Annotated in this window: 21 protein-coding genes and 3 tRNA genes; 19 read left to right on the forward strand and 5 right to left on the reverse strand. The window is 61.1% G+C overall.

The annotated features are described in order from the left end of the window. From Q0Y42_RS11335 to Q0Y42_RS11345, 3 genes are all read right to left on the reverse strand, one after another. Positions 1 to 1,413: hypothetical protein (locus Q0Y42_RS11335; RefSeq protein WP_297803787.1), on the reverse strand; the 1,413-nt coding region annotated here is incomplete at its 3' end. Between the two features lie 74 nt (positions 1,414 to 1,487). Continuing rightward, positions 1,488 to 2,042, reverse strand: a complete 555-nt coding sequence (locus Q0Y42_RS11340) for a DUF924 family protein (protein WP_297803789.1) — start codon at positions 2,040 to 2,042, stop codon at positions 1,488 to 1,490. A 79-nt stretch (positions 2,043 to 2,121) separates the two neighbouring features. Continuing rightward, positions 2,122 to 2,198, reverse strand: a tRNA-Pro gene (locus Q0Y42_RS11345). 221 nt (positions 2,199 to 2,419) lie between these two features. On the opposite strand from Q0Y42_RS11345, the gene Q0Y42_RS11350 reads away from it, so the two are divergent. Both Q0Y42_RS11350 and Q0Y42_RS11355 read left to right on the forward strand, forming a co-directional pair. Next, positions 2,420 to 2,493, forward strand: a tRNA-Gln gene (locus tag Q0Y42_RS11350). 140 nt (positions 2,494 to 2,633) lie between these two features. Continuing rightward, positions 2,634 to 3,365, forward strand: a complete 732-nt coding sequence (locus Q0Y42_RS11355; protein WP_297803791.1) for an SHOCT domain-containing protein — start codon at positions 2,634 to 2,636, stop codon at positions 3,363 to 3,365. A 66-nt stretch (positions 3,366 to 3,431) separates the two neighbouring features. Here Q0Y42_RS11355 and Q0Y42_RS11360 read toward each other — a convergent pair whose 3' ends face one another. Continuing rightward, positions 3,432 to 6,716 carry an autotransporter domain-containing protein gene (locus tag Q0Y42_RS11360; protein WP_297803793.1) on the reverse strand — a complete coding sequence of 1,095 codons (3,285 nt, stop codon included), beginning with the start codon at positions 6,714 to 6,716 and terminating at the stop codon, positions 3,432 to 3,434. A 365-nt stretch (positions 6,717 to 7,081) separates the two neighbouring features. Between Q0Y42_RS11360 and Q0Y42_RS11365 the strand changes: the two genes are divergently transcribed. Continuing rightward, the gene (locus tag Q0Y42_RS11365; protein WP_297803795.1) at positions 7,082 to 8,254 is read left to right on the forward strand and encodes a glycosyltransferase; all 1,173 of its coding nucleotides are present in this window, start codon (positions 7,082 to 7,084) and stop codon (positions 8,252 to 8,254) included. A gap of 88 nt (positions 8,255 to 8,342) precedes the next feature. Here the strand turns inward: Q0Y42_RS11365 and Q0Y42_RS11370 are convergent. Then, positions 8,343 to 8,419: transfer RNA gene (locus Q0Y42_RS11370), tRNA-Asp, on the reverse strand. Between the two features lie 403 nt (positions 8,420 to 8,822). On the opposite strand from Q0Y42_RS11370, the gene Q0Y42_RS11375 reads away from it, so the two are divergent. The 16 genes from Q0Y42_RS11375 to Q0Y42_RS11450 form a co-directional block, all read left to right on the forward strand. Next, positions 8,823 to 9,200 carry an NADH-quinone oxidoreductase subunit A gene (locus tag Q0Y42_RS11375; protein ID WP_297803797.1) on the forward strand — a complete coding sequence of 126 codons (378 nt, stop codon included), beginning with the start codon at positions 8,823 to 8,825 and terminating at the stop codon, positions 9,198 to 9,200. After that, positions 9,170 to 9,790 (forward strand): NADH-quinone oxidoreductase subunit B, encoded by a 621-nt coding sequence (locus tag Q0Y42_RS11380; RefSeq protein WP_292054442.1) that lies wholly within the window; start codon positions 9,170 to 9,172, stop codon positions 9,788 to 9,790. Before Q0Y42_RS11375 ends, Q0Y42_RS11380 begins: the two co-directional genes overlap by 31 nt. Continuing rightward, positions 9,787 to 10,410: an NADH-quinone oxidoreductase subunit C gene (locus Q0Y42_RS11385; protein WP_297803799.1), complete on the forward strand. Its 624-nt coding sequence runs from the start codon at positions 9,787 to 9,789 to the stop codon at positions 10,408 to 10,410. Before Q0Y42_RS11380 ends, Q0Y42_RS11385 begins: the two co-directional genes overlap by 4 nt. A 99-nt stretch (positions 10,411 to 10,509) precedes the next feature. Next, positions 10,510 to 11,688, forward strand: coding sequence for an NADH-quinone oxidoreductase subunit D (locus Q0Y42_RS11390; protein WP_297803826.1), 1,179 nt, complete (start codon positions 10,510 to 10,512; stop codon positions 11,686 to 11,688). Beyond that, positions 11,685 to 12,353, forward strand: a complete 669-nt coding sequence (gene nuoE / locus Q0Y42_RS11395) for an NADH-quinone oxidoreductase subunit NuoE (protein ID WP_297803801.1) — start codon at positions 11,685 to 11,687, stop codon at positions 12,351 to 12,353. The genes Q0Y42_RS11390 and nuoE overlap by 4 nt, the downstream gene beginning before the upstream one ends. Continuing rightward, on the forward strand, positions 12,353 to 12,622 hold the full coding sequence (locus Q0Y42_RS11400) for a hypothetical protein (RefSeq protein ID WP_297803803.1): 270 nt from the start codon (positions 12,353 to 12,355) through the stop codon (positions 12,620 to 12,622). Before nuoE ends, Q0Y42_RS11400 begins: the two co-directional genes overlap by 1 nt. Before the next feature lie 6 nt (positions 12,623 to 12,628). Further along, positions 12,629 to 13,942 (forward strand): NADH-quinone oxidoreductase subunit NuoF, encoded by a 1,314-nt coding sequence (gene nuoF / locus Q0Y42_RS11405; RefSeq protein ID WP_297803808.1) that lies wholly within the window; start codon positions 12,629 to 12,631, stop codon positions 13,940 to 13,942. A gap of 5 nt (positions 13,943 to 13,947) precedes the next feature. Next, on the forward strand, positions 13,948 to 15,993 hold the full coding sequence (gene nuoG / locus Q0Y42_RS11410) for an NADH-quinone oxidoreductase subunit NuoG (RefSeq protein WP_297803810.1): 2,046 nt from the start codon (positions 13,948 to 13,950) through the stop codon (positions 15,991 to 15,993). A 3-nt stretch (positions 15,994 to 15,996) separates the two neighbouring features. Continuing rightward, positions 15,997 to 17,076, forward strand: a complete 1,080-nt coding sequence (gene nuoH / locus Q0Y42_RS11415) for an NADH-quinone oxidoreductase subunit NuoH (protein WP_297803812.1) — start codon at positions 15,997 to 15,999, stop codon at positions 17,074 to 17,076. Positions 17,077 to 17,081: 5 nt separating this feature from the next. Continuing rightward, positions 17,082 to 17,294: a hypothetical protein gene (locus Q0Y42_RS11420; RefSeq protein ID WP_297803814.1), complete on the forward strand. Its 213-nt coding sequence runs from the start codon at positions 17,082 to 17,084 to the stop codon at positions 17,292 to 17,294. Positions 17,295 to 17,501: 207 nt separating this feature from the next. Further along, positions 17,502 to 17,993, forward strand: coding sequence for an NADH-quinone oxidoreductase subunit NuoI (gene nuoI, locus Q0Y42_RS11425; RefSeq protein WP_242913293.1), 492 nt, complete (start codon positions 17,502 to 17,504; stop codon positions 17,991 to 17,993). Positions 17,994 to 18,109: 116 nt separating this feature from the next. Then, the gene (locus tag Q0Y42_RS11430; protein WP_297803819.1) at positions 18,110 to 18,736 is read left to right on the forward strand and encodes an NADH-quinone oxidoreductase subunit J; all 627 of its coding nucleotides are present in this window, start codon (positions 18,110 to 18,112) and stop codon (positions 18,734 to 18,736) included. Next, positions 18,736 to 19,044, forward strand: coding sequence for an NADH-quinone oxidoreductase subunit NuoK (gene nuoK / locus Q0Y42_RS11435; protein WP_242913295.1), 309 nt, complete (start codon positions 18,736 to 18,738; stop codon positions 19,042 to 19,044). The genes Q0Y42_RS11430 and nuoK overlap by 1 nt, the downstream gene beginning before the upstream one ends. Positions 19,045 to 19,058: 14 nt before the next feature. Beyond that, positions 19,059 to 21,119 carry an NADH-quinone oxidoreductase subunit L gene (gene nuoL / locus Q0Y42_RS11440; protein ID WP_297803828.1) on the forward strand — a complete coding sequence of 687 codons (2,061 nt, stop codon included), beginning with the start codon at positions 19,059 to 19,061 and terminating at the stop codon, positions 21,117 to 21,119. Between the two features lie 4 nt (positions 21,120 to 21,123). Next, complete coding sequence (locus tag Q0Y42_RS11445) at positions 21,124 to 22,611, forward strand: NADH-quinone oxidoreductase subunit M (protein ID WP_297803822.1); 1,488 nt, start codon at positions 21,124 to 21,126, stop codon at positions 22,609 to 22,611. 7 nt (positions 22,612 to 22,618) lie between these two features. Then, on the forward strand, positions 22,619 to 23,097 hold a 479-nt coding region (locus tag Q0Y42_RS11450; RefSeq protein WP_297803824.1), incomplete at its 3' end, for a proton-conducting transporter membrane subunit.

Consider the following 23,097-nt stretch of genomic DNA (forward strand, 5'->3'; position numbering starts at 1 on the left):
TTCAACCTCGCGCCAGATATCGTCCACCTCACCGGTCGGATACACGGTCGCGCCAGCGGTTAGCTGGGTGACCACGCGTCCAGCGGGGGCATCGCGCAGGATCGCATTACGGATCACTTCGGCCTGTGCCGGTTGGTTGGACTTGGCGGCGACGCGGCGGCTCGGCTCAGGACGCGAGGCGGTGCGCGGCTCGGGGCGGCGGTTGCGGGCGGCCTCGGCTTCTGCGCGACGGATGCGGTCTTCCTCGGCCTTGCGAACAGCCTCGCGTGTGGCCACGGTGATCTCAGGCGTGGTTGAGCCCATGCCGCCGAGTTGGGTCACCAGTTCGGTGTAGGAATTGGTGATGGCCAGAGCGATGGCCTTGCCTTCGTCGCTGTCTTCCCAGCCTCGGCCCACGCGACCGTTGAAATTATTGTTGGAGATGCGACGGCGACGGACTTCGTCGCGGTTGGCCGTGTCGCTCATTTCGCCAACCACTTCGCCCAGCGGCAGACTGACCAGCGACATTTCGACCATGGCGTCGGTCTTGCCGCGGCCCAGATCCTTTTTCAGGTCTTCCATGGCGTCGCGCAGGATGTCCTCGTCCGACTTACGACCTCCGAAGCCCAGCAGGCGTGCGCCCGGCATCTGGTTCAGCATATCGCCCGTGGACGGTTGGGAAACACCAAAACGGGCCATGCCTTCGTCCATCATGCGGCGCGCCTCCGGATCGGGGCCTTCCATCATGGCGCGCCCCGCCGAGGACAGGGTGCGGCCCGCAACGCGGGTGGTGCCGGTGGCGGCGGCCATTTCCATATTCTGGCGCGGGTCGCTGTAACCCGAAGCGGCATAAGCGCGATTGTAGGAATCAGCCGAGTTGGCGGTTTCTTCCAGAACGGCACCGGCACCGGCAACAACGGCGCCGGTGATCATGACACCAGCCTCGGCTGCGGCTTCGATGGCGGCATCGAGACGACCGTCGTGGGCCATATCAATGCCTTCCTCGAGGCGGTTCATATTCATCATGCCGCCGGTCGCGCTCTCCAGCGCAGCGTTGGCGACATAGCGGGTGGCGCGGTTGCGGCCCACGACGCCCAGCACGCCCGTACGGCCGTCACCCAGCTTGATCTCGTTGGTCAGGTTCGCGGCCAGAGCGAACTCGGGCATGCGCGGCGCAACGGGGGCGGCACCACCCGGTGCGCGCTGGATCAGGGTGAAGCAGCCCGATTCACGGACAAGATGGCGAAGCAGAGCAGCGGGCGGAGCCATGTCCATGGCCCCGAACATGTCTTTCTGGGCTTCGACGATGACGACGGTGCCTATGTTCTGGCTGCATCGTGGAATCGCCAGCCCTTCATCACGCTGGGTCGCGTGCGCAGCGGATGCCAATGCGGTGAACGACAGCAGGCCCGCCGTCAAAAGCGATTTTTTCATAAGGTTCCCCCAGACGTAATGGGACGTCTCTAAGCGTAACCATATGAATGAATCATTTCCGCTGTCGGTGAGGCTCAGCCGGAGAAGCCGCCATCATCCAGAAAAGCCTGCTCCTCGGGCGTAGTGATACGGCCAAGACATTGGTTTCGATGGGGAAAGCGACCAAACTTGGCGATGATGTCCCTGTGCACGATGGCATGGTGAAGGGTGTTGGCCTGCTTCACCGGATCCAGCAGGCTGATGAGCTTCTCCTGATCCTCGATTGATTCCGAATGCATCAGCGGCATCAGGATGAAGGGGGCGAGTTCGGCTTCGACCTGATGGTGGAGACCCTTCTCGATAGCCTGATAGGCGAGTACGAGCGCCAGCGGATCGGTTGCAAACATGTGCGCCGTGCCGCGGAAGGTGTTTCGCGGCAGCTGATCCAGCAGGATGATGAGAGCCAGCGCGCCGTCAGCCGTGTTCATCCAGTCGTCCAACTCGCGCCGCGCGGCGGCGTAGTGGGCGTCCAGAAAGCGGGCCTTGAAATAGGCATCGAAGGAATCGCTCTTTGCGAACCACTTTTCGGGTCCGGCCGATTTCCAGAACTCGACGACATCGACGGGGGCGGTGAGGGCAGTGTTGCTCATGTGCGGCAGCATGAAACACAACGCACAGCTTCGCCATCCCGATAAGTGCGTGAAGCAGATAACGATTTAGGGAAGAAGATGGTCGGAGTGGCAGGATTCGAACCTGCGACCCCCGCGTCCCGAACGCGGTGCTCTACCAGACTGAGCCACACTCCGACTTGTTCTCGAAGCGGTGGGGCGCTGCCCGCCGCCGAGGAGTGGGTGTATAGCTACCCTCTTTTCGGCCTGCAAGACCAAAAATGGCACTTTCGAAAAAACACATTGCTCGATGAAAATTTCTGCAATTTCAGCAAGAAAGGTGTTGCGTCCGAAAAAGCGTGGGGGTATCTACCACACATCGCCGGGGCGCATTGCTCTCCAGCGCTTCACCGGATCGGTGGGGAATGGTGTAATGGTAACACTACGGTTTTTGGTACCGTCATTCTAGGTTCGAGTCCTAGTTCCCCAGCCATCTCGATGCTTCAAAAGGCCGCCCGCTAGGGCGGCCTTTTTGATTTTCCGGCTAGATACAAACTTCTAAGTCCGTCCCACTCGGAACGAACTGATCGCGGGGCGATTGAATCGCCTGGAATCACATCGCGAGGAGGGGGCATGAACGATCGGATCGATCAGCTGGAACGACTGAGCCGTCTTCACAAAGAAGGCTCGCTGACAGACGCCGAATTCGAGCGCGAGAAGGCTGCGCTGGATTCGTCGGCGGCCAAACCCCGCAAATCAGGATCGAAAGCTGTGCTGGTGGCGTCTCTGGCCGTGTTGGCTACCGCAGGAATCGGTGCGCTGGTCTTTGTGCAGCAGGGCCGTCCGCAAACCGTGACGCGTGATGCAGCCAATCCGGTTGTTCCAGAGCCTGTGATTCCGCCAATAGAGATGCAGGAATCGCCCGTTCCTGGGTCTACTGAGCCTAGGGCTGAGCCGATTGCGCCCTCGAATGTGCGGGAAACCCTGCCGAGAGACTTCGATACGCAGCCGAATCTGGTGGGGGGATTCCGTGAATATCGGACTCGCATCCGGGAAGGGTGGAAGGAAAAGCCGAATCTGGCGGGCATATTTGTGGTGATCCGCTGGGGATGCGGCACCGGTTGCACCCACGGGGTGGTCGGCAACAAGGAGACCGGCCAGCTCTATTGGCTGGAGCTGGGCGGCGAAGATTATCCCTACCTCCAGTTGGAGCATACCTGGGGCTGGGATCACCTGACGGCGACGTGGCAGCCCAGGGGCGACGTCTGTGCCTCGCAGATGTTCCGTTGGACCGGCACGCGCATGGAACCGCAGGAAGGCCCCGATTACCGCAAACGCACAGGCGACGACTGCTCGGAACGTTGAGGTGTTGGCACAAACAAAAACGGCCGCCGGAATGTCCGGCGGCCGTTTTCAATTTCAGGCTTCAAATCAGAACTTGAAGCTGGCCCGCAGCAGCAGGGTGTAGCGGACGTAGTCTTCCAGCAGCTCTGCATCGCCGGTGATGGACAGCATGCCCAGTTCGTTGCCGACATTCAGTCGGAAGCCGAGGATCGGGCCGCCGCCCTCGATGCCGAGGCCCTTCAGGCGGAAGGAATCGCCACCCGAAGCGAAGCGGGCAATGGTCTCGCCGCTGTCGACCGAGAAGTTGTGACGATAACCGACGCGCACTTCCGGACGGATCCAGCCGTCCTTGCCGAAGCCGTAGCCGATGTTCACAGCCGCAACGCCCGAGAACAGGTGGCCGTCGCGTTCCTCGATATCCAGATCAAAGCCGTCACCGCCACCCTTTTCCGAACGGCTGTCTTCGCTGAGCGAGAAATACTCGGCGTAGATTTCCGGACGGACGTTCAGGCGACCGAAGTGCTTCTCATAAGAGGCACCACCCGCAGCGGCCAGCGTGATGCCGTTCCAGCTGGATTCGTTCTTCAGGTTCACGCCATCGGTGACCAGACGACGGGTTGCATCCATCCATGCGTAACCGGCAGCAGCACGGGCCCAGGTGGTCCATGCCTGACCTTGGGCACGCCAGTAGACGCCCAGTTCCAGCAGGTTCGCCGACAGGACTTCTTCGGCGGCGGCTTCCGGCTCTTCCAGATCGGAGGAGGTGAAGGCCACCGAGACGCCCAGAGCGCCAGCCTTGGTGCCGCGTTCCACGCCACCGGCCACACCGAAGCCTTCCGAACGGAAGCCGTAGGTGTCGGTCTTGTCCTTGTCGGCGTAGAAGTTGATTTCCTGCACCCAGGCACTGGTTTCACCCAGAGCTGCCGAGGCATTACGGCCGGTGAGGGCGCGGGTTACCGCATCAACACCCGATGCCAGCGACATCAGCGGGCCGCCCGAGTGGTCCGGCAGCAGTTGCTCGTAGATGTTGAAGAAGCCTTCTCGCGTCGTCTGGCCGAGCAGAGCACCACGAATGGCGTCATTTTCGGCAAGGCCAGCATAGAGAACGTCATAAGCGTCGGCTTCAACCGCGATCATGCCGGCTTCTTCAGCCGTGCGGCGGCGGGCGTCGACATAGAGTTTGTTGTTAGCCAGATCGGCGTCCAGACCCACGACATAGGCGTAGGGCGAGTTTTCGGCCAGCGCCAGATCGTCGAGATTGCCGACGGTCAGGTTGTTCGCATCGATGAGGGTAAAGCGCTCGGTGCCGTCGATCAGGGTGTTGAAGCGCACGCCCACACCCGCGCCGTCGGCAAAGTTGGCGTTGCCGTTGACCTTGAAACCGCCCGTGGTCGAGGTGGCCGGATCCAGCGTCACGATCAGCGTGCCGTCAGCGCCGACATTCAGCGAGGTGAGGTTGGTGGTGCCGGTCTGGCGGGCGTCCAGAGTGCCCTTGGTGATATCGATGCCCAGATTGCCGTCCGCGGTCGTGATTGCGCCGCGAACCACTGCACCGCCCGAAATCTTGAGGCTGTCGGCACCGGAGCCGAAGTTGATGTCGCCCGTGACGGTACCGTTGCGGATATCGACAACGTCTGCACCGCTGCCCAAAACCACATTGCCGTTCAGCACCGGCTCGCGGACGTCGGGCACGCCGTCGCCATCGCTGTCGGTCACGCCGTCGACAACGCCACCCACGATGCCGTCCTGAATCAGGGTCACGCCCGCGGTGTTGTTTGCCAGATTGATGGCGGTTGCACGGCCCGTCAGCGTGTCGTTGGCGTCAGCCAGTACGACCGAGGCGTTGATTGTGCCTTGGTTGGTGATGGTGCGCAGATTGCCCGAGGCGTCATTGATGGCGGTGGCATTGGCCTTGCCGCCCGTCGCATCCGCCGAGATCAAACCCGAGTTGGTGATGTCGGTGACATTGCCGCCAGCCGCAATGTCGATTGCGGTCATATCGCGGGCCACATTGCTGGTGCCGATAGCGCGGATAGTGCCGGAGTTGTTGATGGACGGCACGGTCGCATCGGTACCGACCTGAACAGCGGTCGCATTGCCATGTAGGGCGGTAGCGACGATTTCGCCCGAGTTGCGGACGCCGCCAGCGATAGTCACGGCTTGCGAAGAGTTGCCACCAATGCGCAGGGCCGTCGCGTCGATGTTATCGAAGACGCCAGCGGCGGTAACCGCGCCACGGTTGTTAAAGCCATAGGCGTTTTCGCCGGTACCGGCCGCACCCAGTTCAACCGTACGGGTAGCCGAACCGATCGAGATGGCCGGTGCGCTGCCGAACGAGGTCACAGAGGCGCGGGTTTCCAGCGAGTCGGTCAGGCCGTCGCCGTCGCGGTCGGGGTCGTCGCGGTTCTTGATGCCGTCGCCGTCATCATCCTCGTCGCCGTTCTTGATACCGTCACCGTCATCATCGGCGTCAATGCCGCCCGAGCCATAGGAAAGGCCGGTGTCGAGAACCAGACCACGGGTCAGGTCCGCGCCGATGTTGAGGGCCGGACCGCCGATCAGAAGATCGTCGGCGTCGAGGTTTTCATAATAGTAGGCACCGTCGATGGCACCCTTTTCCGGACGGTTGGCCGGACGGGTGGTGTAGCGGAAGCCGGTGGCGGTGATGGCGCTGTGCACCTTCAGCTGGCCGTCGATATCGCCTTGGACGTCGACGCCCTGAGCGCCTTCGCCCGTGGCGCGGATACCGCCCAGCAGGTTCACGTCACCCGTGGTCGAGCCGCCCAGATGCACAGCGGTCGAATTGGTGCCGGTGACAGAAATCTGGCCATAGCTGGTGAAGGAGCCGACACGGTCACTCTCGACCGAGATGGCGCGCGAATTATTGCCTTCGACGGCAATGCTGCCGCTGCTTTCGATCAGGACGTTTCCGGTCGAGGTACCCGGACCCGCGAATCGAAGACCGTAGCGGTTTTCACCTTCGGCCAGCGGGCCGTCAGGATCGCCGTCCTTATCGGTGTCGGTATAGGTTTCGATGGTGTCGTTGACGCGGATTTGGCCACCGATGGTGATCGGCGCGGTCAGACCCGGATTGATCAGAACAGCGGTCGAACCGCTAGCAGACTTGTCCAGGGTGATGGACGAGCCGGAATCCATGTCAAAGCCATGCGACGAATCGACGGTGACGGCGGTGCCGCTAGCCACAGCGATAGAACCGCCGCTGGCCATACGGATGTTGTCCGCAGCCGTACCCGTAGCCGTCGAGGTGCGAATGGGCGTGGTCCGCGCATTGGAGATCACAGTCTCGGCAAAGGCACCGGACGCGACGACCAGCGGAGCACTAGCGGCCGCGGTGGCCAGAAGTGCACGCATTCGAAACTAACCCCTCGATGTGTATCGTTCGTCAGATAGCAGAGCGACCTACTAGCAGGACATTCGCTCAATGACCCCAAGTTTCACAGTTTTGAGGCGAATGCAAGGCCATACAGATTGTTTACGGTCGTGCACAACGCATTGGTGACACGCACTATAATGTCACGTTATCTGAATGGTAGATGAAAACCGGCGGCCGAAATTCACATCACCGCCGTGCGCATCCTGTGTCTGTCTTATGCGTTTGAAAGGCTTCGCGTCACAGGTAGTTAATGATGAGCCACGTCGACATTCAGGAAGTTGAACTAAGTCTTCTGCCAAGTTTGGATGAAAAGGTCACCAACACCCTCTCATCCTTGAAGCGGATGGCAAAAACTTCCTCGGGGCAGGGAAGACCGCGATTCGTCGATACGACCATGCTTTTCGCGCCCCGCTCGGGCGGGGTGAAACGCTATCTTCTGGCGAAACAGGCTTGGCTGGCCGCCAACAGGCCCGGGGTCGATCACACGCTTGTGGTTCCGGGTGCCAATCATTCTGTCGGCAGTGACGGCATCGTACAGATTCGTTCGCCCAAGCTGCCGTTTGGCGACGGCTATCGCTGGCCCAGCTCTGTCCGCAAATGGGGCGCATGGGTCTCTGCACTCGATCCCGCAGTCATTGAGGCGGGCGATCCCTATACGGCAGGGCAGGGTGCGCTTGAGGCCGGCCAACGGGTCGGCGCTCCCGTCGTCGGCTTTTGTCATTCGGATCCGGCGGCCTTGGCTGCTCTTCACTTTGGTGAGTGGGCCAAGAAGCCGGTCGAGAAGCGGTGGGCCAAGCTTTTCTCACAATTTGACCGCGTCGTCTCGCCCAGCCGCTTTATCGCCAGCCGTCTGGAAGAGGCGGGCGTGGGCAATATCGTCATTCGTCCCCTGGGCGTTGAGATCGACACCTTCACGCCGGAGCGTCGCGACCGTGACTGGCTGCTGAAGCGGCTGGGCCTTCCGGCATCGGCGCGCCTGCTGTGCTTTGCAGGACGTCCGGCCAAGGAAAAGAATGTCGATGTCCTGATCGAAGCCGTCCAGCGGCTGGGTGATCCCTATTACCTCGTTCTGGTGGGGGCCGGTTCCGGCATGCCCGCCGAAGATCGTGTGATCTCGCTCGACTATGAAAAGGACCCGCGTGCCGTGGCCCGCATCGTCGCCAGCGTGGACGCCTTTGTGCATGCCAATGACAAGGAGCCGTTCGGCCTGATCGTGCTGGAGGCTATGGCCTGCGGACGCCCTGTCGTCGGTGTCAACGCGGGCGGTGTGGCCGAGACGGTTGATTCGTCCGTCGGTCAGTTGGCAAGGAAGGCTGAGCCTCGCGCCTATGCCGAGGCGATCACCGCTTTGTTCGAGCGGGACATCGAAGCCATCGGCAAGGCCGCACGACTCAAAACTGTCGAACAATTCGCATGGCCGCGCGTGTTCGAGGATTTGAGCATGCTCTACGGCGAACTCAGCCAGCGGCCCGAGTTCGTGCGCGAATCTGTCGAGGCGGCCCAACCGGTCGCCTGAGCGGTTTGAGACTGAAATGTCATGGAGGAGGGTGGGTGAACGCAGCGGATGCGCCACTCTTCTTCAAGTCATAAGTTTTGAAGGAGAGTGGCGCGAGTGACGGGGCTCGAACCCGCGACCTCCGGCGTGACAGGCCGGCACTCTAACCAACTGAGCTACACCCGCGTTTCCCGGCCGAAGCGTCTAGTGCGCCGCGGCGAGGTGGGTCGTTTACTGATGCCCCTCGTTCAGGTCAAGCGATCCTGATCCAGAAAATGCACTTTTTTGGAAATTTCCTGAAAATTTCCGAGGCTTGGCACCCGCGCGGCGATTGGAAACGCACCCGCATATAGAAGAGTGCTTCGACGAAAGCCGAAATTCGCAAATAATCGCGTATCGGAACATAAACGAGTTTCAAACGTCACCAATCCTGCGGTTTTCGTTGCGTAACGCAGGCCTATGAAAACGCCGGTCTTTTGCGAACCGTTCTCAATGTGGCCTTATTGGCTTCTCGGGTTTGAACACTGGCGAAGTTGGGTCTAAGAAGCGCCGAATCCGCCCCCTCCCACCGGCGGGCGAGGCAGCTCGAATGAATGAATTTCTTCTAGATTACCTACCGATCGTCGTTTTCATTGCGATCGCCATCGTTCTGGGTTCGGCTTTCATGCTTGCAGCATGGGTGCTGGCTCCCAAGAACCCGGACACGGAAAAAGTGTCGGCCTATGAGTGCGGCTTCAATGCCTTTGATGACGCACGCATGAAGTTCGACGTCCGTTTCTATCTGGTGTCGATCCTCTTCATCATCTTCGACCTCGAAGTGGCCTTCCTGTTTCCGTGGGCGGTCTCGCTGTTTGATCTCTCGCACGCACAGATGGTCTTTGCCTTCTGGTCGATGATGGTCTTCCTCGGCGTACTGACCGTGGGCTTCATCTACGAATGGAAGAAGGGAGCACTGGAATGGCAGTGATCACGCCTTCGTCGTCGGTTATCGCACCGGCTTCACCGCTGGTGCCGGCCGGTTCGGCTGCGCGCTCGACCGTCGAGGGGTATGACCCCAAGATCCACGACAAATTCTTTGAGGCCGTGAACACCGAACTCGGTGACAAGGGCTTCCTGACGACCTCGCTGGACGACGTCATCACCTGGGCACGTACTGGCTCGCTGATGTGGATGTCGTTCGGTCTGGCCTGCTGCGCCGTGGAAATGATCCAGCTGTCGATGCCGCGCTTCGACCTGGAGCGCTTCGGCACGGCTCCGCGTGGTTCGCCGCGCCAGTCGGACCTGATGATCGTGGCCGGTACCCTGACCAACAAGATGGCTCCGGCCCTGCGCAAGGTCTATGACCAGATGCCGGACCCGCGCTACGTCATCTCGATGGGCTCGTGCGCCAACGGCGGCGGCTACTACCACTATTCCTACAGCGTCGTGCGTGGTTGCGACCGCGTGGTTCCGGTTGACGTTTACGTCCCGGGCTGCCCGCCGACCTCGGAAGCCCTGCTGTACGGCATCCTGCAACTGCAGAAGAAGATCCGTCGTACCGGGAGCATCGAACGATGAGCGAACTGGTACGCATCGCAGAGCGCGAGAACGCTCTGACCCCGCTGGGTACGGAAATGGTGGCGGCTCTCGGTGTCGAGGCCGTCGTTGCCTATGGCGAGCTGACTCTGATCGCTCCGCGCGAAAAGATCGTGGAGGTCATGAAGGGCCTGCGCGACCAATTCGGCTTCCAGCAACTGATGGACGTCTGCGGTGCCGACTATCCGGACCGCGAAGAGCGTTTCGAGGTTGTCTACCACCTGCTGTCGCTGACCCGCGCTGCGCGCCTGCGTGTCAAGGTGCAGACCGACGAGGTTAAGCCGGTTCCGTCGGTCGTTTCGGTCTATCCGTCGGCTGGCTGGTTCGAGCGTGAAGCCTTTGACATGTACGGCATGATCTTCTCGGATCACCCGGACATGCGCCGCATCCTGACCGACTACGGTTTCCAGGGTCACCCGCTGCGCAAAGACTTCCCGATGACGGGCTATGTCGAAGTCCGTTACGACGAAGAGCAGAAGCGTGTGGTCTATGAGCCGGTCAAGCTGGCTCAAGAATATCGTACCTTTGATTTCCTCTCGCCGTGGGAAGGTGCCGAATATCCGGACCAAGTCCTGCCGGGCGACGAGAAAGCGGGAGCCTGATCCATGGCTGATGGACACAACACCCCCGCGCGTCCGCTTGGTGTCACCGTCGATCCGTTCGAGGATTACGAAGACGGCCTGACCCCGCACGCCCGTGCGATGGACGACCGCAAGTTCACGATCAACTTCGGCCCGCAACACCCGGCGGCCCACGGCGTTCTGCGTCTGGTGCTGGAGCTGGACGGCGAGCTGGTTACCCGCGTCGATCCGCACATCGGCCTGCTGCACCGCGGCACCGAAAAGCTGATGGAATCGCGCACCTACCTGCAGAACATTCCGTACCTGGACCGTCTCGACTACGTGTCGCCGATGAACCAGGAGCACGCCTTCTGTCTGGCCATCGAGCGCCTGCTGGGCGTCGAGGTTCCGTACCGTGGCCAGCTGATCCGCGTCCTGTACTCGGAAATCGGCCGTATCCTGAACCACCTGCTGAACACGACTATGCAAGCCATGGACGTGGGCGCTCTGACCCCGCCGCTGTGGGGCCACGAAGAGCGTGAAAAGCTGATGGTGTTCTATGAGCGCGCCTGCGGTGCGCGTCTGCACGCCAACTATTTCCGTCCGGGCGGCGTCCATCAGGACCTGCCGGCTGACCTGATCGATGACATCGACCTGTGGTGCAAGGAATTCCCTGCAGCCCTGAACGACATCGAAAAGCTGGTCACCGAAAACCGCATCTTCAAGCAACGCAACGTCGACATCGGCGTCGTGTCCAAGGAAGAGGCGATGGCCTGGGGCTTCTCGGGCGTCATGCTGCGTGGCTCGGACATCCCGTGGGATATCCGCAAGGCCATGCCGTACGACTGCTACGCGGACATGGAATTCGACATCGTTGTCGGTAAGAACGGCGACTGCTGGGACCGTTACCTGTGCCGCGTCGAAGAAATGCGCCAGTCCGTCCGCATTATGGAGCAGTGCATCCATAAGCTGCGCAACTGCCCGGGCGAGCCGGTTCTGGCCGAAGACCACAAAGTCACCCCGCCGCGTCGTGGCGAGATGAAGCGCTCGATGGAAGCGCTGATCCACCACTTCAAACTCTACACCGAAGGCTTCAAGACGCCGGAAGGTGAAGTGTACGCGGCCGTCGAAGCACCGAAGGGTGAGTTCGGCGTCTATGTGGTGTCGGATGGCACCAACAAACCTTATCGTGTCAAGCTGTCTGCACCGGGCTTCCGCCACCTGCAGGCCATGGACTGGATGAACCGCGGCCACATGCTGGCCGACGTTTCGGCCATCCTGGGATCGCTCGACATGGTGTTCGGAGAAGTGGACCGATGAGCGTTCGTCGTCTGGCCAAAGAACAACCCGTTTTCTTCGAGTTCTCGAAGGAAACGATGGAAAAAGCCCAGTGGTGGATCAAGAAGTATCCCGAGGGCCGTCGCCAATCGGCAGTGATCCCGATCCTGTGGCTGGTTCAAAAGCAAGAAGGCTGGGTTTCCGAGCCGGCGATCCGTGCGATCGCCGAGCTGCTGGGCATGGCCTATATCCGCGTTCTGGAAGTCGCCACCTTCTACACCATGTTCCAGCTGGAGCCGGTGGGTAAGGTTGCCCTGATCCAGGTTTGCGGCACCACCCAGTGCATGCTGCGTGGCTCGCAGGATCTGATGCGCGTCTGCAAGGAAAAGATCGGTCAGAAGGACACTCTGTCCGCCGTCGGTCGCTTCTCCTGGCAGGAAGTCGAGTGCCTGGGCGCATGCTCAAACGCGCCGTTGGCCCAGATCAACGACTACTATTACGAAGACCTGACGCCGGAAAACATGGCTCAGATCATCGACGATTTTGCCGCTGGCAAGACGCCTCAACCTGGTCCGTACAACGGTCGTCACAACTCGGCTCCGCAATGCGGCGCGCGCGTTCTGCTCGATCCGAAGCTGTACGACGGCTCGGCAGCCAAGAAGATCAAAAAGCTGCCGAACTCCGAACCGGCGAAGGCTGAAGCCTGATGGCAAGGCCGGACCTCGACACACCGGAGGGCAGGGCAGCCTACCGCGCCGAATTGAAGCGCGTGGGCTGGAAACTGCGTCTGGGCGGCTTTGTGCTGGTCGTGGTCGCGGCTCTCGTCGTCACGCTGTCGAGAGACGGCAAACTCGGTCTGACTGAAGATGCGGTGCCGGTTGCGTACGCTATGCTGTTCGCAGGATGGGTGATGGTCATTACTTCCATCTTCCAACGCACCCGCCACCACAAACGCCGTATGGCGGAAGGACTTTAAGGAACCATGGTCGGAATCCTCGAAGACAAGGATCGGATCTTCACCAACCTCTACGGCTTCCATGATTGGGGTCTTGAGGGGGCGAAGAAGCGCGGCGCGTGGAACGCCACCAAGGACATGCTGGACCTTGGCCGCGACTGGATCATCAACAACGTTAAGGCCTCGGGTCTTCGCGGTCGCGGCGGCGCAGGCTTCTCGACCGGCCTGAAGTGGTCGTTCATGCCGAAGGAAGTGAAGGACCGTCCTCACTACCTCGTCATCAACGCCGACGAATCCGAGCCCGCGACCTGTAAAGACCGCGAGATCATGCGTCATGACCCGCATCTGCTGATCGAAGGCGCGCTGATCGCCTCGTTCGCGATGCAGGCCCATGCTTGCTACATCTATCTGCGCGGCGAATACGTGTTCGAACGCGAGCGCATGGAAGCTGCCGTCAAGCAGGCCTATGAGGCCAAGCTGATCGGCGACAACAACGTCCATGGCTGGGACTTCCACGTCTATATCCACCACGGTGCCGGCGCTTACATCTGCGGTGAAGAAACCGCTCTGCTGGAATCGCTGGAAGGCAAGAAGGGCCAACCGCGCCTGAAGCCGCCGTTCCCGGCCGGCGCCGGTCTGTACGGCTGCCCGACGACCGTGAACAACGTGGAATCGATCGCTGTGGTCGGCACCATCCTGCGCCGTGGCGCGGACTGGTTCGCCAGCTTCGGCCGTCCGAACAACACCGGCACCAAGCTGATGTCGCTGTCGGGCCATGTGAACACCCCGTGCGTGGTCGAAGAGGCCATGTCCATCCCGCTGCGCCAGCTGATCGAGGATCACGGCGGCGGCGTGCGCGGTGGCTGGGAAAACCTGAAAGCCATCATCCCGGGCGGTGCTTCGTGCCCGGTGATCACCCGCGAACAGGCCGAAGTGGCCCTGATGGACTTCGACTCCATGCGCGAGCACCGCTCGTCGCTGGGTACCGCCGGTGTCACCGTCATGGACAACTCGACCGACATCGTGAAGGCCATCGCCCGCATCAGCTACTTCTTCAAGCACGAGAGCTGCGGCCAATGCACGCCGTGCCGTGAAGGCACCGGCTGGATGTGGCGCGTGCTGGAACGTATGGCCGTGGGCGATGCCGATCCGTCGGAAATCGACCTGCTGCTGGACGTCGCCGGTCAGGTCGAAGGCCACACCATCTGCGCTCTCGGTGACGCTGCCGCATGGCCGGTTCAAGGCCTGATCCGTCACTTCCGTCACGAGATCGAAGACCGCATCAACACCTACCGCAACAGCCGCGCGAACTTCGCCGGCCACACGATCGCGGCGGAGTAATCGTAATGCCTATCGCCAAGGTAAATGGTGTCGAGGTTGAGTTCGAGCAGGGCATGACCGTGCTGCAGGTCGCGGAACGCGCCGGGCAGGAAATCCCGCGCTTCTGCTACCACGAACGCCTTTCCATCGCCGGCAACTGCCGTATGTGCCTCGTCGAGGTGAAGCCTGGACCGCCGAAGCCGCAGGCTTCGTGTGCGCTGCCGGCTGCTGACGGTCAGGAAATCTTCACCGACACCCCGATGGTCAAGAAGGCCCGCGAAGGTGTGATGGAGTTCCTGCTCATCAACCACCCGCTGGACTGCCCGATCTGCGACCAGGGTGGCGAGTGCGACCTGCAAGACCAGGCCATGGGCTACGGCCGCGACGGCTCGCGTTACAGCGAGAACAAGCGCGCGGTTGAAGAAAAGAACATGGGCCCGACGGTCAAGACGTTCATGACGCGCTGCATCCAGTGCACGCGTTGCGTCCGCTTCATCACCGAAGTGGCTGGCGTTCCGGACATCGGCATGATCTCGCGCGGCGAAAGTGCCGAGATCACCACCTATCTGGAAAAGAACATCGACAGCGAGCTGTCGGGTAACGTCAACGACCTGTGCCCGGTTGGCGCTCTGACGCACCGTCCGTGGCAGTACCACTATCGTCCGTGGGAACTGCGTAAGTGCGAAACCATTGACGTCATGGACGCCATGGGCTCGAACATCCGCGCCGACTACCGTGGCTCGGAAGTGATGCGCGTTCTGCCGCGTGTGAACGAGGGCATCAACGAAGAGTGGCTGTCGGACCGTTCGCGCTACGCCGTTGACGGCCTGCAAGCCCGTCGCCTCGACCGTCCGTGGATCCGTGAGAACGGCAAGCTGCGCGCCGCATCGTGGGACGAAGCTCTGAACGCTGTCGCTGCCAAGCTGAAGGCCGCTCCGGCCAAGCGCATCGGCGCGATCGCTGGCGACCTGCAGGACGCCGAGTCGATGAAGGCTCTGCTGGACCTGTTCCGCGCTCTTGGCTCGGCCAACACCGACTGTCGTCAGGATGGCGCAGCCATCGGTGGCGGTGCCCGCGAAGGTTACCTGTTTAACTCTTCGATCCAAGGCATTGAAAACGCTGATGCTATTCTGCTCGTGGGTGCGAACCCGCGCGTTGAGGCTCCGCTGCTCAACGCCCGCATCCGCAAGGCATGGCTGAAGGGCGGCACCGAAGTTGGCGTCATCGGCCAGAACGTCGACCTGACCTACAGCTATACCTATCTGGGCGAAGGCTCGAAGACTGTCGGCAAGCTGCCGAAGGCTGCGACCGACTTCCTGACCAAGGCTGAACGCCCGGCGATCATCGTCGGCATGGGCGCTCTGGTCGGTGAAAACGGCGCGGCTGTGCTGAACGCTCTGGGTGCAATCGCCAAGAAGGTCGGCGCGGTCAAGGATGGCTGGAACGGCTTCAACGTCCTGCACACCGCCGCTTCGCGCGTCGCGGGTCTGGACATGGGCTTCCTGCCGGGTGAGGGCGGTCTGGCTGTTGCCGACATGCTGAAGCCGGGCGCTCTGGACGTCCTGTTCCTGCTGGGAGCTGACGAAATCAACGCTTCGGGCTCGGACGCTTTCCGCGTCTACCTCGGCTCGCACGGTGACCGTGGCGCTCACAGCGCCGACGTGATCCTGCCGGGTGCGGCCTATACCGAGAAGTCGGGCCTGTACGTGAACATGGAAGGCCGTGTTCAGATGTCGGAACGCGCTGTGTTCCCGAAGGGCGAGGCCAAGGAAGACTGGGCCATCATTCGCGCCCTGTCGGAACGCGCCGGTCAGACCCTGCCGTACGACACGCTCGACCAACTGCGTACCAAGCTGATGGCCGATGTGCCGTCGTTCGGTCGCATCGACTATCTGGCTCCGTCGGCTTCGTTCGACGTGGCTGCGCTGGGTGTGAAGGGTGATGTGGGTGATACCGCCTTCGTGACCCCGATCGCCGATCCTTATCTGACCAACCCGATTGCGCGCGCCAGCGAAACCATGGCCGAACTGTCCCGTGAGCGGGTCGCGCCGGTCGCACTGGCGGCGGAGTAAGACATGCCTGAAGCAACTTCCTTCTGGGCAACGCCGGTCGGCTGGACCCTCGCCACTGTTGGCGGGATCCTTCTGGTTGTCGTTGGCATCCTGATTTCGCTGGCCTTCCTGCTGCTGGCCGACCGCAAGATCTGGGCTGGTGTCCAGCTGCGTAAGGGCCCGAACGTGGTTGGCCCGTTCGGCCTGCTGCAATCCTTCGCGGACTTCTTCAAGTTCGTTCTGAAGGAGATCGTGGTTCCCGCCGGTTCCGACAAGGTCGTGTTCCTGCTGGCTCCGCTGATCACCTTCGTTCTGGCCTTCATCGCCTGGGCGGTCATTCCTTTCGCTCCGGGTTGGGTGATTTCGGACCTGAACGTCGGCATCCTCTACATTCTGGCGATCTCGTCGCTGGGTGTTTACGGCATCATCATGGGCGGCTGGGCTTCGAACTCGAAGTACCCGTTCCTCGGCTCGCTACGTTCGGCGGCACAGATGGTGTCGTATGAAGTGTCGATGGGCCTGATCATCATCAACGTCATCCTGCTGACCGGCACGATGAACCTGACCGAGATCGTCACCCAACAAGCCGGTTACATCTGGAACTGGCACGTGTTCGGCGGCGGGGCAGGGACCTGGCCGACGATCATCGTGATGATTCCGATGACCGTGGTGTTTTTCATCTCGGCACTGGCAGAAACCAACCGTCCGCCGTTCGACCTTCCTGAAGCAGAGTCTGAACTGGTTGCCGGTTATCAGGTCGAATATTCCTCGACCCCGTATCTGCTGTTCATGATCGGTGAATACGCGAACATCGTCTTCATGTGCGCCATGATGACCCTGCTGTTCTGCGGCGGTTGGAACCCGGGCTTCCTGTCGGAAGACTTCATGGCCAGCCTGCCGGCATTCGCGGCCTACACCATCTATCTGCTGACCTTCATCGTGAAGGTGGTGTTCTGGTTCTTCATGATCGCCTTGGTGAAAGCGTTTGTACCGCGTTACCGTTACGACCAACTGATGCGCCTCGGCTGGAAGATCTTCCTGCCGGCCTCGCTGGTGGCTGTGGTGTTTGTGGCAGCCTGGCGCGTCTTCGCCGTAGGAGGCTAAGGACCATGGTTCGTCTGCTTGCGCTCTCGACTTTGATTGCCATTGGTCTGGGGACAAGTGCCTGTTCGCACTTTGAGCCCTATGACTATTCGCAACAACGTGTAGAAACGCCGGCCGAGCGCGAAGCGCGTCAGGCCAGCGAGGCACGGGAGCGCCAGCAGCAAACCGTTCGGTGTCAGACCGGAGCCCGGAATGTTCCGGGCTACGACTGCAACTGACATGGTCAGGTTGGCGATCATGGGTCTTGGACTTGTGACGCTGGCCGCGTGCGGCACGCCCTATGAGGCCGACCCCGTGTCGGTTTATCAGTGGGAGCGCCGTCAGGAAGAAATCGTACGGCAGGACGCTGAAAGACAGCGGCTCTGCCAGACTTTGGATAAGGATAGCGCACGCTATAAACGCGAGTGCGCTGGAGTGAGATCGTAATGCTGACCCGTATCGTTCAGGCGGCCAAAGGCGCGATGCTGACCGACGCGTTCGGCGCCGTCGGCCTGTCGCTGAAGTACATGCTGAAGCCGAAAGCGACGGTGAACTATCCGTTCGAGCGCAACCCGCAATCGCCGCGCTTCCGTGGCGAACATGCCCTGCGCCGCTATCCGAACGGCGAAGAGCGCTGCATTGCGTGCAAGCTCTGTGAAGCCATCTGCCCGGCGCAAGCCATCACCATCGAAGCCGAACCGCGTGCGGACGGCTCGCGTCGTACCACCCGTTACGACATCGACATGGTGAAGTGCATCTACTGCGGCCTGTGCCAAGAGGCATGCCCGGTTGACGCTATTGTTGAAGGTCCGAACTCCGAGTTCGCGACCGAAACGCGTGAAGAACTGCTCTACGACAAGGAACGCCTTCTGGATAATGGCGACCGTTGGGAGCGTTTGATCGCTAAGAATCTGGAACTCGACGCGCCGTACCGTTAAACGGGGCGTCAAATTCCGTCGTACTGACCCTGCCCAGTCGGGCAGGGCCGCAATTCTGGAAGGGTTCAGGTGATCTTGCCTGAACCATTGGTTTTGAAGGGGGCATCGTCCCGCACATGCTGCAAGGCCTGGCCTTCTATCTTATGGCAACGGTTGCCGTGGTCTCCGGCCTCTTGGTCGTGACCGCGCGTAACCCGGTCCACTCCGTCCTCTGGCTGATCCTGACGTTCTTCTCGGCAGCCGGTCTGTTTGTGCTGCTCGGTGCCGAGTTCATTGCCATGCTGTTGGTGGTGGTCTACGTCGGCGCGTTCGCGGTGCTGTTCCTCTTCGTCGTCATGATGCTGGACGTCGACTTCGTCCGCCTGCGTGAAGGCTATGCCCGCTACCTGCCTCTGGCCGGTATCGTCGCGGCAATCCTTCTGGCTGAAATGGTGATGGTGTCGATCAGCGTCGCCCAGAGCGGTGCCGCCCGTGACGCGATCTCGCCGGCAGCGCTGGCCGAGGGCGTAACCAACACCGAGACGATCGGTCGCGTGCTGTACACCGACTATGTCTACCTGTTCCAGGCTGCGGGCATTGTTCTGTTGATCGCCATGATCGGCGCGATCGTTCTGACCCTGCGCAAGCGCGAAGGCGTGCGCCGTCAGGATCTGGCCGCTCAGGCTAACCGTCGTCGTGCTGACGCCGTCGAAATCAAGTCGGCTGCCACTGGCGTCGGCGTGAAACCCGAGGAGCTTCTGTGATGGACATCTCGCTCCAGCACTATCTCGCGGTTGCTGCGATGCTGTTCACCATCGGCGTGTTCGGCATCTTCGTGAACCGCAAGAACATCATCGTTATCCTGATGTCGATCGAGATGATCCTTCTGGCGGTGAACATCAACTTTGTCGCGTTCTCGCGCTACCTCGGCAATGTCGAGGGTCAGTTGATGGCGATGTTTGTTCTCACCGTTGCCGCAGCCGAGGCCGCCGTCGGTCTGGCTATTCTCGTGACCTTCTTCCGTAACCGTGGCGACATCGCCGTGGACGACGCCTCTGTGATGAAGGGCTGATTGGGACCGTGTCTATCCAAACTCTCGTCATTCTAGGCGTCTTCGCCCCGCTGCTGGGCGCGATGATTGCTGGCTTCTTCGGACGCCGGATCGGCGACATTGCCTCTCAGGCAGTGACGACCGGCCTGCTGTTCTTCTCGTGCGTCATTTCGTGGATCGTTTTCAGCAAGTGGACCTGGGGTGGGCTGGAAGCCTTCACCGTGAAGCTGCTGCCGTTCATCCACGTCGGCGATTTCCAGTCGAACTGGTCGATCCGCATCGACGCCATGTCGGCGACCATGCTGATCGTGGTCACCAGCGTCTCGGCGCTGGTCCACATGTACAGCTGGGGCTACATGAAGGAGGACGACAGCCGTCCGCGCTTCTTCGCCTACCTGTCGCTGTTCACCTTTATGATGCTGTCGCTGGTGACGGCTGCCGACTTCCTGCAGATGTTCTTCGGCTGGGAAGGCGTGGGCCTCGCTTCGTACCTGCTCATCGGCTTCTGGTATAAGAAGCCGTCGGCAACGGCTGCATCGATCAAGGCCTTCGTAGTCAACCGCGTGGGTGACTTCGGCTTCCTGCTCGGCATGATGACCATCTTCTGGATGTTCGGCACGATCGAGTTTGCCAAGCTGTTCCCGCTGATCGCTGACAAGGCTGGTACCGGCTGGGAATTCCTCGGCTACAACTGGTTGGCTCTGGATCTCGCTGGCTTCCTGCTGTTCATCGGCGCCATGGGTAAGTCGGCCCAGTTCTTCCTGCACACCTGGCTGCCGGACGCGATGGAAGGCCCGACCCCTGTGTCGGCCCTGATCCACGCCGCCACCATGGTGACCGCGGGCGTCTATATGGTCTGCCTGCTGTCGCCGCTGTACGAAAACGCTCCGGTCGCGACCCAGTTCATCACCATCATTGGTGGCGTGACGGCGATCTTCGCCGCCACCGTCGGCATGATGCAGAACGACATCAAGCGCGTGATCGCGTACTCGACCTGCTCGCAGCTCGGCTACATGTTCTTCGCTGCTGGCGTCGGTGCGTACCAGTCGGCCATGTTCCACCTGTTCACCCACGCCTTCTTCAAGGCTCTGCTGTTCCTGGGCGCCGGTTCGGTGATCCACGGCATGCACCACGAGCAGGACATGCGTAAGATGGGCGGCCTGTGGAAGCTGCTGCCGATCACCTACGCAACCATGATGATCGGCACCATCGCCATCACCGGTCTGGGTATCCCCGGCATCGGCGGCTTTGCTGGCTTCTACTCGAAGGACTCCATCCTCGAGAGCGCCTACGCTTCGGCCGCTTCGGGTCACGCCGTGTTCGGCATGTTCGCCTTCACCATCGGTATCATGGCGGCTCTGCTGACCGCCTACTACTCGTGGCGTCTGGTGTTCATGACCTTCCACAACAAGGCACAATGGAAGGAAGAGGAGGGCGCTGCCCACCACGACGACCATCACGCCGCTGTTGCACACGACGATCACGCTGCTGACGACCACGCGCACGACGATCACCACCACGGCCCGCTGCATCCGCACGAAAGCCCGTGGATCATGGTGCTGCCGCTGCTGGTTCTGTCGGTGGGTGCTGTGTTCGCCGGTATGGTCTTCGCACCGCACTTCATCGGTCACCACGAAGGTGAGTTCTGGCGTGGCGCTATCTTCACGTCGGCAGCCAACCACGTTCTGCACGAAAGCCACAACGTCCCGACCTGGGTGAAGTGGGCTCCGCTGATCGTGACCCTGATTGGTACCTTCGCTGCCTACTGGCTCTATGTGGTCAAGGAAGGCGCTGCCAAGCAGATGGCCGAGAAGAAGGGTGCGCTGTACACCTTCCTCTACAACAAGTGGTTCTGGGACGAGCTTTACAACGTCACCTTCGTGAAGGGGGCCAAGGCACTTGGCGACTTCTTCTGGAAGATCGGCGACGTGAAGATCATCGATGGTCTGGGTCCGAACGGCGCGGCGTGGGCCTCGCTCAAGTCGGGCGGCTGGCTGTCGCGCTTCCAGTCCGGTTTCGTTTACTTCTACGCATTCGTGATGCTGATCGGCGTGGCTCTGTTCCTTGCCTTCGCCATCTTCACGTGGGGAGCTTAATCTCGTGCCTCACATTCTGAGCATCGTTACCTTCCTTCCGCTTCTCGGGGCCGCGGCGATCATCGTCGCGAGCCTCCTGAACAAGGGCGGCAAGGAAGCCGCGGCCCCGGCCGCACGCTGGATCGCACTGGGCACGTCCCTGGTGGGTCTTGCCCTGTCGATCCTGCTGGTGGCCAAGTTCGACCCGTCGAACACCGCCTATCAGTTCGTGGAATACGCTCCGTGGTTCGCCGGTGCGGCCTATCACCTCGGCGTGGACGGGATTTCGATCCTGTTCGTCCTGCTGACGGCCTTCCTCGTGCCGCTGTGCGTTATCGCCAGCTGGAAGTCGATCGAGACCCGCGTCGTCGAATACATGGTCTGCTTCATGCTGCTGTCGACCATGGCGATCGGCGTGTTCACCTCGCTGGACATGTTCCTGTTCTACTTCTTCTTTGAAGGCACTCTGGTCCCGATGTTCCTCGTCATCGGTATCTGGGGTGGTGCGAACCGGATCTACGCCTCGTACAAATTCTTCCTCTATACCCTGCTGGGCTCGGTGCTGATGCTGCTGGCCATGCTGTGGATGCGTGCTGAAACCGGCACCTCCAGCATTCCGGAACTGAAGCAATACGCCTTCGACCCGGCTGTTCAGCCGCTGCTGTGGCTGGCCTTCTTCGCCTCGTTCGCGGTGAAGATGCCGATGTGGCCGGTCCACACCTGGCTGCCGGATGCCCACGTTCAGGCACCGACCGCCGGTTCGGTCATGCTGGCCGGCATCATGCTGAAACTGGGTGGCTACGGCTTCATCCTGTTCAACCTGCCGATGTTCCCGCAGGCTTCGGAGATGTTCACCCCGCTGGTGTTCACCCTGTCGGTCATCGCCGTGGTTTACACCTCGCTGGTCGCCTTCCGTCAGACCGACATCAAGAAGCTGATCGCTTACTCGTCGGTCGCCCACATGGGCTTTGTGACCATGGGTATCTTCGCCGGTAACGATGCCGGTGTTCAGGGTGCCGTGTTCCAGATGCTGAGCCACGGTCTGATCTCGGGCGCGCTGTTCCTGTGCGTTGGCGTGATCTACGACCGCATGCACACCCGTGAAATCGCCTTCTACGGCGGTCTGACGGCTCGCATGCCTTGGTATGCCGCCATCTTCCTGTTCTTCACCATGGCGAACGTGGGCCTGCCGGGCACCTCGGGCTTCATCGGTGAAGTGCTGACCATGACCGGCGCTTATCAGGTCTCGACCTGGACCGCTCTGATCGCCGCCTCGGGCGTGATCTTCTCGGCTGTGTACGCCCTGACGCTGTTCCGCAACGTCATGTACGGCCCGATCACCAATCCGAAGCTGGAAAACATCACCGACATCGACAAGCGCGAACTGCTTATCTTCGTGCCGCTGGTCGTCGGTACTCTGGCTCTGGGTCTGTACCCGAACGCCATTCTCGACATCACGGGGCCTTCGGTTGAAGCCCTGACCACCGCCTATCGCGCAGCCATCGGCGGGTGAGAGCATTATGACTGATCTGTCTTCCGCACTCCAAATCGCCGCCCCCGAGGTCACCCTCGTGGTCGGCGGCCTGGTCCTTCTCATGATCGGTGCTTTCACCGGCGAGAAGTCCACCCGTCTGGTTTCGGGCCTGTCGGTCCTGCTGCTTCTGGCTGCTACCGCGCTGACTGTCACCGGTCCGCTCGGTCAGGCTTTTGGCGGTACCTATGTTGCTGACCCGCTGTCGGTTTACGGCAAGGCGGTGATCTTCCTGTCGTCGGCCATGGCCATCGTGCTGGGCGACGTCTGGATGAAGCGCAACAATGTCGCCAAGTTCGAATATCCGGTCCTGATCACCCTGTCGTCGATCGGTCTGGGTATGATGGCGTCGTCGGGCGACCTGATCTCGATGTACATCGGCATCGAAATGAGCTCGCTGGCTCTGTACGTTCTGGCGGCCTACCGCCGTGACAGCCTGCACGCCTCCGAAGCCGGCCTGAAGTATTT

The sequence above is a fragment of the uncultured Brevundimonas sp. genome (genome assembly GCF_947305955.1).
Classification (GTDB): domain Bacteria; phylum Pseudomonadota; class Alphaproteobacteria; order Caulobacterales; family Caulobacteraceae; genus Brevundimonas.